The organism is Neobacillus drentensis NBRC 102427, assembly GCF_001591445.1.
In the GTDB taxonomy this organism is placed as follows: Bacteria; Bacillota; Bacilli; order Bacillales; family Cytobacillaceae; genus Neobacillus; species Neobacillus drentensis.
Genome location: NZ_BCUX01000027.1, coordinates 57,183 through 69,393 on the forward strand (window position 1 = coordinate 57,183; position 12,211 = coordinate 69,393).

The window sequence follows — 12,211 nt, forward strand, 5'->3', positions numbered from 1 at the left end:
TAATCCTTACCTGGGTCAGAATTTTGGTTCTTCCATTTAATGAATTCAATTCATAAATTTTTATCCCGAAACTAAAATTTTTTTAATACAGGAAATTACTCTCATTTGATCCTCCAATGTCATCGCCGAACCGGATGGCAAGCATATCCCTGTTTTAAAAAGTTCTTCAGACACACTCTCATTTTTGGCATGTGGGTAGTATTTGTAATTGCTAAAAAGCGGCTGCATGTGGAGCGGCTTCCAAACATGTCTTGCTTCAATATTTTCGGAGTCTAGAGCATGAAGTAATTCTATTGGTGGTAAATTTGTATTACTCCGATTTATCGTAAAAGTCGTTAACCACCTATTCGAGAAAGTCCCCTCTAATTCTGGCATAAACGAAATACCAGGAATGTGTGCTAACTCTTCTTGATAAGTTTCAAAGATTGCTCTTCTTTTGTTGACTCTTTCATCTAATACCTCTAACTGACTTCTTCCAATTCCAGCTAAAATATTACTCATTCGATAATTATAACCAAGCACGCTATGCTGATAATGGGGTGCAGGGTCCCTTGCCTGAGTTGCTAAAAACCGAGCTTTCTCTAGTGCTTCTGTATTATTGGAAACGAGCATTCCACCGCCCGAGGTTGTAATAATTTTATTGCCATTAAATGAAAAAATTCCGAAGTCTCCGAAAGTCCCACTTGCCTTTCCCTTATACTTGGACCCAAGGGATTCAGCAGCGTCTTCAATGATAGGTACCTTGTATTTTTTACAGATCGAGACAAGTTCATCCATTTTTGCTGGCTGTCCATAAAGATTCACTATAATTACTGCTTTTGGAATTTTACTGGCGGAAGCCGCTTCCCTAAAAGCTTTTTCTAATGCTACTGGCGATATATTCCAAGTATCTGGTTCTGAATCAATAAAAACAGGTTCTGCACCTTGATACAAAATTGGATTTGCGCTTGCAACAAAGGTTAGACTTGAACAAAAAACGGTATCCCCTTTTTGCACATCTAATAAAGATAGTGCTAAATGAATTGCAGCGGTACCTGTACTCACAGCAACTGCACCTTTGACACCTACACAGCTTGCCATCTCCATTTCAAAGGCATCAACATTTGGTCCTAATGGAGCAATCCAATTGGATTCAAATGCTTCATTGATATATTTCATTTCTGTTCCGCTCATATGGGGGGAAGAAAGATAAATTCTCCTATCCAATGTTGTAGGGAGCAAATAAATCACCTTCCATTTCCTTTATTTTCATGCATTGTAGTTTAGTAAGAATATTTTTTTCACTATATTTGGAAGGGGTCTCACAAACTAAATAAGGCTTCAGCCGTGGCCTCTTTCTTCTTTCGTTTTGGTACCCGTAAATAAGGGCATTGTTACGTGTTCATCTTGAGAAATACCCTCTGATTTGATCACTTTTTTTATTGTTAGAAATAAAATTTTTATATCAAGGGATTGTGATTGATTATTAACATACCAAACGTCTAATTTGAACTTTTCCTCCCATGTTATGATATTTCTCCCATGGACCTGAGCCCAGCCAGTAATTACAGGTCTGACTAAATGTCTTTTTGCTTGTTCTTAGGTGTATAAGGGAAGATAATCCATTAATAATGGTCGAGGTCCAACTAGGCTTAGGTCTCCTTTTATAACATTAATTAACTGCGGGAGTTCGTCTAAGCTAAACTTCCTTAAAAAGGTACCGAAAGGAGTCAAACGCTGGTCATCAGGTAGATAGACACCGCTTTTGTCCCGTAAATCTTTCATCGTGCGAAACTTATATAAAATAAAAGGCCTCCCATTCAATCCAGGTCGTTGTTGTCTGAAAAGAATCGGAGAGCCAAGGTTTAACCTTACCAAAATCGCTGTTACGAATAGGATAGGTGCAAATAAAACTAATGCTGCCAAAGAAATAAGTACATCTATCATTCTTTTCATATACTCACTTCCTATATTTATATTATTGTAGTTTTGCAATCTTTTTATTTTCTCCCCCTTAACTAGATACTTTGATTCTTTGATTAACTATAACGTTATTATTAGCAATATCTAAAACCCTTTCCCTTATTTCATCTTGGTTCATAATAGGATATGCTGATAATAATTCCATTATTTCATCAATATATAGTTCAGATGTTTTTCCAATGTATATGTTTGGATAAATTTGCTGATCCTGAACTTCCTCGCTTTTTAATAATTCTTCAAACAACTTCTCACCTGGTCTCATCCCAGTGAATTCAATCCCTATTTCTTCAAGTGAATTTCCAGAAAGTTTGATAAGATTCTTTGCTAAATCTACTATTTTCACTGGTTCGCCCATATCTAAAACAAAAATCTCCCCACCCTTTGCTAGCGAGCCAGCTTGAAGAACCAACCGTGATGCTTCAGGTATGGTCATAAAGTAGCGCACCATTTCGGGATGTGTAACCGTAACGGGGCCACCCTTTTTGATTTGACTTTTAAATAGGGGAATAACACTGCCCCTGCTTCCTAAAACATTACCAAAACGCACAGCAACAAATTTTGTTACACTATCTTTATCTAAGTGTTGGATCATCATTTCAGCAAGTCTTTTTGTCGACCCCATAACACTTGTAGGGTTAACAGCTTTATCTGTTGAAATCATGACAAACGTTTTAACACCATAGAAACTGGCTGCATTTGCTACGTTCATGGTACCAATTAAATTATTCTTCACTGCTTCTTCTGGGTTAAACTCCATCAATGGAACATGTTTATGGGCAGCGGCGTGATAAACAACATCTGGTTGATATCTACTCATAACTGTCATCATTTTCTTTTCTTCTTGGACATCAGCAATCACAGGTACAAATTGAATTGGTTTATTCTTATATGCTTCTTTTAACTCCATCTCGATTGAATAGATACTATTTTCACCATGTCCTAACAATAACAATTGCTTTGGATTAAATTTTGATATTTGTCGGCAGATTTCTGAACCTATTGAGCCACCTGCTCCTGTAACTAAAACTACCTTGTCAGTGATATTTTTTGAAATACTATTAATATCTAACTCAACCAGCTCTCTGCCTAGTAAATCTTCTACTTGCACATCACGAAATTGATTAACTGATACTTTTCCGGTGGCTAAATCTTCAAGCATAGGAATAATTTGTGTTTTGGCGCTTGTCTTTGCACATTCTTGAACTATTGAATGCAATTCCTTTTTACTAAGCGAGGGTATAGCTATCACGATATTATTGATTTCTAATTTACTCACCGTTTTCTCAATTCTAGAAATCCCCCCAATGACTGGTATCCCTAAAATATCAAGTCCAAGTTTTCTTTGATCATCATCAATAAACCCGACTGGGTTAAGAGTGGAATCATTACTTATTCTTAGTTGCCTAGCCACCATCATACCTGCAGATCCTGCGCCTACAATGAGTGTTCTTTGTTGATTAATGGTTTTATGATGGAAGGAACCCCGTAACATCCTCCAATAAAACCGGGAACCGCCGATAAGAGTCATATTAAGAAGCCAAGTTACGATTAACAGCCTAATAAAGGCTTCATTAACAATGAATTTCTGAGCAACTGTTGCAATAAGTATCGAAAGGGTTACCACCTTTAATATACTTATTAATTCTCCTACACTTGCATACTCCCAGGCCTTTTTATACAACTTAAATTGAAACGAAAGGTAATGATGGCTTAATAAAATTACAATTGAGCTTATCACAATTGGAGAGGTAACTACGTTAAAAGTCGCATTTACTAAAAAACAACTAAAGAAAATGGATGTAAGTATAATGCAAGAATCAATACATACCAATAGTGGTAGTCTTCGGCGATATGTCATAGTCTTTCTCCCCTTTTCCTTTCCTAAAAAAGATTTAACTATATACTCTATAACAAGAGCGCATAATTAAATCTTTTTAAATTTGTGGGCATTCAACCCTTCCTCACATCACACTACCGACAACATGTGTCTAAGGTCTAAGGACCCACAGCATGATCGAGTGCCTCCATGGATAATGGAAAGGAGACATCACCAAAACTTATATGGTATTTTCATACGTTACAATAAATACCGATTCACTATATAGAACGTTATGGCTATTTTTTTTTATAAATTTGGGATATATCACTAAAAGGTCCAAGTTTTTTACAAATATATTCTATTACCACTATCATAATTCTTTATATAGAACGTGTCAATTGACTCACTAGTTTTATTTTAATATTCACAAACTTCACTATATAAATAATATAAAACGTTTTCGATTAATTTATTCTACACACAAGATAAAAAAAAATTGACACCTAAGCTTAGTTGTAGTAAATTTTATAAATAATCTAAATATTAATTTTCTTATCAAGAGAGGTTGAGGGAAGGGCCCGAAGACACCTCAGCAACCATCAATGGTTAGTTAACATTGAAAAGGTGCTAAGTCCTGCAAATTAAACGTTAATTTGCAAGATAAGAAGAATGACTTTTTGGTCGTACTTACAAAAGCCTTCTTCTTATAAAAAGATGGCTTTTTTTATTTATTATTTTTACTACATTAGGAGGGTGTGCGCTATGTACAAAATTGAAACGAAACTTGCCCAAATTGGTAATCGCAGTGAGACAACAACAGGAACTGTAAATCCGCCTGTATACTTTTCAACGGCTTTCCGCCACGACGGAATTGGGCAATCTACTGGATATGATTATATCCGAACCGGGAACCCTACGCGTCAGCTCCTAGAAAAGACAATTGCAGATTTAGAATGCGGGGATCAAGGATTTGCCTGCAGTTCAGGGATGGCAGCGATTTTAACCATTCTCTCTTTATTTGAAGCCGGTGATGAATGGCTCGTTAGTGAAGATTTATATGGCGGGACATACCGCATATTAGAAAAAGGCTATAAAAAATGGGGCTTGAATAGTCAATATGTCAATACCTGTTGTCCGGAAGAGATTGAAAAGAATATTACCCCGAAAACGAAGGCAATTTTCTTGGAGACACCAACCAATCCTCTTATGCAGGAATCCGATATTGCCGCTATCTCAGAATTGGCAAAAAAACATGGCCTACTACTGATAGTAGACAATACCTTCTATACTCCACTATTACAGCAGCCGATCACGCTTGGAGCGGATATTGTTATCCATAGTGCAACGAAATATTTAGGCGGACATAATGATGTTCTTGCTGGGCTCATTGTGGCAAAAGGAAAGGAACTTTGTGAAGCCTTAGCCTTCCATCATAACGGTGCAGGTGCAGTCTTAAGTCCCTTCGATTCCTGGTTATTAATGCGCGGGATGAAAACTTTATCGCTTCGCATGGAGAGGCATGAAAAAAATGCCAAGAATATCGTCGAATTTCTTTCCCAGCATGATGCTGTAACAGATGTACTCTACCCTGGAAGAGGTGGAATGGTATCTTTTAGAATCAAAGATGAAGCATGGGTTAATCCATTTTTACAAGGCTTACAGTTGATTAGCTTTGCAGAAAGTTTAGGCGGGACTGAAAGCTTTATTACTTATCCTGCAACCCAAACACATGCAGATATACCTGAAGAAGTTCGAATTCAAGCAGGCGTTTGCAATCGGTTATTACGTTTTTCCGTTGGAATTGAGGATTCACAAGATATAATTGAAGATTTGAGTAAGGCTTTTGCACATGTCCAAGAAGGAGTGATTGTATAATGGCACACGGCGAATATACCTTTGAAACCAAGCTCCTTCATAATAAGCACAAAATTGATCCCGTTACGGGTGCGGTTAGTGTACCCATTCAGCATGCATCGACCTTTCACCAATCTGATTTCGATCAGTTTGGCAAGTATGATTATGGCCGTAGTTTAAATCCAACAAGGGAAGCACTTGAAGATGTTATCGCCGAACTCGAGGGCGGGATGAAAGGCTTTGCCTTTTCATCCGGTATGGCCGCCATTTCGACCGCTTTCCTTCTGCTTTCCGCCGGTGATCATATTGTCATTACAGAAGATGTCTATGGCGGGACATTTCGGATGGTTACCGAGGTCCTCACACGGCTCGGAATTGAACATACCTTTGTCGATATGACCAATTTAGAGGAAGTAAAACAAGCAATTCAGCCAAATACAAAAGCGTTTTATGTGGAAACACCCTCGAATCCGTTAATGAAAGTAACGGACATTCAAGCAATCAGCAATATCGCAAAAGAGACGGGCGCGTTAACATTTGTTGATAACACATTTCTCACTCCCTCCTATCAACGACCATTGGAATTAGGAGCGGATGTTGTGCTTCATAGTGCCACCAAATTTTTATCGGGTCACAGTGATGTTGTTGCCGGCCTTGCTGTCGTTAATGACGAGGATTTGGCGAAAAGATTAGGCTTTTTGCAAAATGGTTTTGGGGCAATCTTGGGTGTTCAGGATGCATGGCTCGTTTTAAGAGGTATCAAAACACTGCATGTCCGGCTGGAGCAATCACAAAAATCAGCGCTTAAATTAGCTGAATTTTTAGATGCTCATCCACTTGTTGAAAAGGTTCATTACCCGGGATTGGAAAGTCACCCGCAACATCAAATTCAGAAAGCGCAAGCTGCTGGTCCAGGAGCAGTCTTATCCTTTGAGTTGGCGAATGAAGATGCACTTCGAACCTTTCTTGCCCATGTAAAAATACCTGTATTTGCTGTCAGTCTCGGAGCGGTAGAATCGATTCTTTCCTATCCTGCGAAAATGTCCCATGCAGCAATGCCTCAAGCAGAGCGGGAGAAACGCGGGATTACGAATAGCCTCGTTCGCTTATCGGTTGGACTTGAAAATCCTGATGATTTAATCAATGATTTTTCACAAGCATTTAAGCAGGTTGAACAAAGTCAGTTGGTCCTTCAACAAGGAGAAACATCATGAGTTTTTCAGAAAAATTAAAAAATCAAATTTTAATAGCTGATGGGGCGATCGGTACGCTTCTATATTCGTACGGCGTGGATTCATGCTCGGAGGAATTAAATCTCTCCCAGCCGGAACAAATCCAAAATATCCACAAGGCATACATTGACGCCGGAGCGGATGTCATCCAAACCAATTCCTACGCTGCAAACTATTTAAAGCTGCAGCGCTATGGATTAGAAGATTCAGTGAAAGAGATTAATAGCGCTGCAGTCCGTCACGCCAAACAGGCAGCTCAAAAGAATGCTTATGTGCTCGGAACAATGGGCGGAAACCGCGGGATTAAAACGAACTCTATTACAATAGAAGAAATAAAACGAAGCTTCCGTGAACAGCTATACTGCCTTCTGCTCGAAGGTGTGGATGGAATATTACTTGAAACTTATTACGATCTTGAAGAGCTTGAAACCATTCTAACGATAGCGAGAAAGGAAACCAAGCTTCCGATTATCGCCCAAGTTTCCCTTCAAGAGCCTGGATTTTTACAAGACCGAACGCCTGTAAATGACGCTTTGAAAAGACTGGAAGCACTTGGTGCGGATGTCGTCGGCCTAAATTGCCGGCTCGGCCCCCATCATATGCTGCTTGCACTTGAACAGATAGAACTTCCGAAGCACGCCTATCTTTCTGCCTATCCAAATGCCAGTCTTCCTGCTTATACGGATGGAAAGTTTCATTATGAGGGAGATCCAAATTATTTTCGGAGCTCAGCCAAAGCGTTTCGAGATCAAGGAGTCCGGCTGCTGGGCGGGTGTTGCGGAACGACACCTGAGCATATCAGAGCCTATGCTTCTGAATTAAAGAATAGTGTTCCAATTTTCGAAAAAGTAGTAAAATTAAAACCAAAGAAGATAATCATTGAACCGCTTGCACCAAAAAGGGAGTTTACGCCCCTGCAGGAAATTGTCAAAGAGCGGCCATCGGTTATCGTAGAATTAGATCCACCTAGAAAGTTAGATACTACCAAATTTTTCGAAGGGGCTAAAGCTTTAAAAGAAGCGGGCATCGATTCAATTACTCTAGCGGATAATTCCCTTGCAACTGTTCGAATCTCGAACGAATCCTTGGGCTACCTAGTGAAACAAGAATTAGGAATGCGGCCGCTCATTCATATTGCCTGCCGTGACCGCAATATTATCGGACTGCAATCGCATTTAATGGGGCTTCATACGCTCGGGATGAATGATGTCCTTGCCATTACCGGTGACCCTGCAAGAGTAGGAGATTTCCCTGGAGCTTCTTCTGTTTACGATGTTTCATCTTTTGAGTTAATACAAATGATTAAGCAATTGAATGAAGGTTTATCTTTTTCAGGAAAAGATTTGGGCCAAAAGACAGACTTTAGCATTGCTGCAGCCTTTAACCCTAATGTCCGCTCACTGGATAAAGCCGTGAAGCGACTTGAGAAAAAAATTCATTTTGGGGCAGATTATTTTATCTCCCAGCCGGTTTTTTCAGAGGAAAAGTTACTCGAAGTCTATGAACATACCAAACATCTTGATGCACCAATCTATATTGGTTTAATGCCACTGACTAGCAGTAAGAACGCAGAGTTCCTGCATAATGAGGTCCCTGGCATCAAGATTGCCGACTCCATCCGTCAGCGGATGGCCCAGCTGAGCGATGATCCACTTCAAGCGGCTAAAGAAGGCATTGCCATTTCTAAGTCACTTATCGATGCAGCCTTAGATCTATTTAACGGAATTTATTTGATTACACCATTTTTACGTTATGAATTAACTGCTGAATTAGCGTTATATACTCGTCAGCGGGCTAGTGAATTGAGGAGGACCAACTATGCCGAAAACACCATTTACTGAGCAACTCAAAAAACGAATCCTTGTCATGGACGGGGCAATGGGAACCATGATCCAGCAAGCAGATCTTACCGCTGAGGATTTTGGCGGCGAGCAGTATGAAGGCTGTAACGAAAACCTAGTATTAACAGCCCCCGCTGTCATTGCCAATATTCATCGAGAATACTTAGAGGCCGGAGCAGATATCATTGAAACCAATACATTTGGAGCAACCAACCTGGTTCTCGATGAATATGATCTAGGTTTTAAAGCCTATGAGATTAATAAAATCGCTGCCTTCCTTGCCGTCAAAGAGGCTTACAAATATACAACCGACGAGTGGCCGCGCTATGTGGCAGGTTCCATGGGACCAACTACTAAAACATTAAGTGTAACAGGCGGAACGACCTTTGATACACTTGCTGCCGCTTATGAAGAACAAGCCATCGGCCTAATTGATGGCGGTGTTGATTTGCTTCTTCTTGAAACGAGTCAAGATATGTTAAATGTGAAGGCAGGCTATGTTGGCATCGAAAGGGCGTTTGCAAAAACGGGCAAAACACTGCCGTTGTTTATTTCGGGGACCATTGAGCCAATGGGCACGACTCTAGCTGGGCAGTCGATTGAATCCTTTTTCATCTCAGTGGAACATATGAACCCTATAGCAGTTGGACTTAACTGCGCAACAGGACCAGAATTCATGCAGGACCATGTCCGCTCATTAGCAGATTTGGCATCGACAGCAGTCAGCTGTTACCCAAATGCAGGGTTGCCTGATGAAGAAGGACATTATCATGAAACGCCGGAAACGTTAGCCAAAAAGCTGTCAGATTTTGCTGCCCATGGCTGGCTTAATATTGTTGGCGGCTGCTGTGGGACAACTCCGGATCATATAAGAGCGATTGCCGAAGCAATGAAGGAATACCAGCCTAGAGAATATAAGCGAAATTCAACACATATGGTTTCCGGGATTGAACCCTTCATATATGACGATCCGACCTTACGACCAATTATGGTCGGCGAACGGACAAATGTGATCGGTTCACGTAAATTCAAACGGTTAATCACTGAGGGGAAATTTGAGGAAGCATCAGAGATTGCCCGAGCCCAAGTGAAAGGCGGCGCGCATGTCATTGACCTTTGCCTTGCTGACCCTGACCGTGAAGAAATCGTTGATATGGAAAATTTTATTAAAGAAGTGGTTAAGAAAGTCAAAGCTCCCCTTGTCATCGATTCAACTGATGAAAAGGTAATTGAGCGGGCCCTTAAATATTCGCAAGGAAAGGCGATTATCAATTCGATTAACCTTGAAGATGGTGAGGAACGATTTGAAGCCGTTGTCCCATTAATTCATCGCTATGGTGCTGCGGTCGTCGTCGGAACCATTGATGAGGAAGGCATGGGCGTTACCGCCGAGCAAAAGCTATCCATTGCGAAACGCTCGTACGATCTATTAGTGAATAAATATCGCCTGAAGCCGCAGGATCTCATTTTTGATCCGCTCGTGTTTCCAGTTGGTACAGGGGACGAACAATATATTGGTTCCGCCAAGGCAACGGTTGAAGGGATCCGGTTAATTAAGGCGCAGTTTCCAGAAGTACAAACGATTCTTGGAATTAGTAATGTCTCCTTCGGGCTCCCCCCTGTCGGCAGAGAAGTTCTAAATTCTGTTTTCCTATACCACTGCACCCAGGCTGGACTTGATTATGCGATTGTTAACACGGAAAAATTGGAGAGGTTTGCTTCCATTTCCAAAGAAGAAGTTCAATTAGCAGAGGCTCTTCTATTTGATACAACCGATGAGACACTTGCAACCTTTACAGAATTTTACCGCGGCAAAAAGAAGGAACCGAAAGTAACCGTTCCAAATATGAGTGTGGAAGAAAGACTGGCTTATTATGTGGTTGAAGGTACGAAAGAAGGCTTGCTTCCGGATTTAGATTTAGCCCTTGAAACATATCCTGCCCCGCTCGATATTATTAATGGGCCATTAATGGAAGGAATGAAAGAGGTTGGCCGTCTTTTTAACGACAACCAGCTCATCGTTGCCGAAGTACTCCAGAGTGCTGAAGTTATGAAAGCAGCCGTGTCGCATTTAGAACCACATATGGAAAAAGGTGATGTTTCTGCTACAAAAGGAAAAATCATTTTAGCCACCGTCAAAGGTGATGTTCATGATATCGGGAAAAACCTTGTTGATATTATTCTAAGTAATAATGGCTATGAAGTCATCGATCTTGGGATTAAGGTGAATCCAACCGACTTAGTTCAGGCCATCCTTAGGGAAAAACCAGACATGGTTGGTTTATCGGGCTTGCTGGTGAAATCGGCGCAGCAAATGGTATTAACCGCACAGGATATGAAGGAATCCGGTATTACAGTTCCTATCCTCGTTGGCGGTGCAGCCCTTTCTCGTAAATTCACAGATACAAGGATTGCTAAGGAATATGACGGGCTTGTCCTTTACGCCAAAGATGCCATGAATGGTTTAGCTCTTGCGAATCAATTGAATTCGGAAGAGGAAGTTCAGAAATTAATGGATGAGAAAAATGAAAAATTAGCTTCTTTAGCGGTTCCTAGAGAGTTTGAGCGCCCCTCGACTGTCTCTGTTGCGGTAAAACCGAAGCCTGCAGTATCGACCCAGGTACCTGTCTTTACGCCAATGGATACGAAGAGGCATATCCTTAAATCGTACTCACTTTCACATATCGAACCCTATATCAATATGCAAATGTTGATTGGCCATCATCTCGGTGTAAAAGGAAAAATCGCGAAGTTAATAGCTGAGAAGGATGAAAAGGCGGTAAAGGTAAAAGAAGTAGTTGACCAATTGCTGACGGATGCTCGTGTAAACAATTGGATTTCTCCAGCAGCTGTTTATCAATTTTTCCCGGCACAAGCAGATGGAAATAAAGTGATTATTTATAGTCCCGAAAATCCGGATGAGGTTATTGAAACATTTGATTTCCCTCGTCAGGAATCGGCACCACATCTTTGCTTAGCTGATTTTCTAAAATCTGTTGACAGCGGTGAAAAAGACTATGTCGGCTTCTTTACAGTCACGGCTGGCAGAGGGATCCGTGAAAGAGCGGAGCAATTTAAGCAGGAGGGCCGCTTTTTAGAGTGTCATGCCCTGCAATCACTGGCTTTGGAGACCGCGGAAGGTTTTGCCGAGTTAATTCACCGTCAAATGCGGGACCGTTGGGGCTTCCCGGATCCTTTGGATTTCAGTATGCAAGACCGATTTGCAGCCAAATATCCAGGTCAGCGTTTTTCATTCGGCTACCCTGCGTGTCCTGAATTAGAAGATCAGAAAAAACTGTTTAAGTTAATTGAGCCTGAGGAGATCGGCATCCAGTTAACAGAAGGCTGTATGATGGAGCCAGAAGCGTCTGTTTCTGCGATTGTGTTTGCTCATCCGGAAGCTAGGTATTTTAATGTGTTAAGATAAGGATTTCATTGGATTCCGCGGAAAATTGTTTCTTTCCGCGGGATTTTTTTATTTGTAGGGCATTCTGGTGGTGGGT

The 12,211-nt window shown here is 40.8% G+C and carries 6 protein-coding genes, 1 pseudogene and 1 riboswitch; of the genes and pseudogenes, 4 read left to right on the forward strand and 3 right to left on the reverse strand.

What is annotated here, in order from left to right; translation table 11 throughout:
* Positions 1-60: 60 nt before the first annotated feature.
* The 3 genes and pseudogenes from BDR01S_RS14830 to BDR01S_RS14840 form a co-directional block, all read right to left on the reverse strand.
* Complete coding sequence (locus tag BDR01S_RS14830) at positions 61-1,173, reverse strand: DegT/DnrJ/EryC1/StrS family aminotransferase (RefSeq protein WP_066258439.1); 1,113 nt, start codon at positions 1,171-1,173, stop codon at positions 61-63.
* Positions 1,174-1,320: 147 nt separating this feature from the next.
* Positions 1,321-1,935 (reverse strand): annotated as a pseudogene (locus BDR01S_RS14835) (sugar transferase).
* A 58-nt stretch (positions 1,936-1,993) separates the two neighbouring features.
* On the reverse strand, positions 1,994-3,820 hold the full coding sequence (locus BDR01S_RS14840; RefSeq protein WP_066258440.1) for a polysaccharide biosynthesis protein: 1,827 nt from the start codon (positions 3,818-3,820) through the stop codon (positions 1,994-1,996).
* Positions 3,821-4,330: 510 nt separating this feature from the next.
* Positions 4,331-4,448: riboswitch (SAM riboswitch) on the forward strand.
* A 95-nt stretch (positions 4,449-4,543) separates the two neighbouring features.
* Between BDR01S_RS14840 and BDR01S_RS14845 the strand changes: the two genes are divergently transcribed.
* From BDR01S_RS14845 to metH, 4 genes are read left to right on the forward strand one after another with little or no spacing between them, the layout of a single operon-like run.
* On the forward strand, positions 4,544-5,656 hold the full coding sequence (locus BDR01S_RS14845) for a methionine biosynthesis PLP-dependent protein (protein ID WP_066258442.1): 1,113 nt from the start codon (positions 4,544-4,546) through the stop codon (positions 5,654-5,656).
* The gene (gene metC / locus BDR01S_RS14850) at positions 5,656-6,849 is read left to right on the forward strand and encodes a cystathionine beta-lyase (protein WP_066258445.1); all 1,194 of its coding nucleotides are present in this window, start codon (positions 5,656-5,658) and stop codon (positions 6,847-6,849) included. Before BDR01S_RS14845 ends, metC begins: the two co-directional genes overlap by 1 nt.
* Positions 6,846-8,708 (forward strand): bifunctional homocysteine S-methyltransferase/methylenetetrahydrofolate reductase, encoded by a 1,863-nt coding sequence (locus BDR01S_RS14855; protein ID WP_066258449.1) that lies wholly within the window; start codon positions 6,846-6,848, stop codon positions 8,706-8,708. The genes metC and BDR01S_RS14855 overlap by 4 nt, the downstream gene beginning before the upstream one ends.
* On the forward strand, positions 8,686-12,135 hold the full coding sequence (metH, locus tag BDR01S_RS14860) for a methionine synthase (RefSeq protein WP_066258450.1): 3,450 nt from the start codon (positions 8,686-8,688) through the stop codon (positions 12,133-12,135). The genes BDR01S_RS14855 and metH overlap by 23 nt, the downstream gene beginning before the upstream one ends.
* Positions 12,136-12,211 lie beyond the last annotated feature (76 nt).

Coding starts and splice junctions, on each gene's coding strand:
- metC (WP_066258445.1), top strand. CDS start 5,656: ATGGCACACGGCGAATATACCTTTGAAACCAAGCTCCTTCATAATAAG.
- metH (WP_066258450.1), top strand. CDS start 8,686: ATGCCGAAAACACCATTTACTGAGCAACTCAAAAAACGAATCCTTGTC.
- BDR01S_RS14845 (WP_066258442.1), top strand. CDS start 4,544: ATGTACAAAATTGAAACGAAACTTGCCCAAATTGGTAATCGCAGTGAG.
- BDR01S_RS14855 (WP_066258449.1), top strand. CDS start 6,846: ATGAGTTTTTCAGAAAAATTAAAAAATCAAATTTTAATAGCTGATGGG.
- BDR01S_RS14840 (WP_066258440.1), bottom strand. CDS start 3,820: ATGACATATCGCCGAAGACTACCACTATTGGTATGTATTGATTCTTGC.
- BDR01S_RS14830 (WP_066258439.1), bottom strand. CDS start 1,173: ATGAGCGGAACAGAAATGAAATATATCAATGAAGCATTTGAATCCAAT.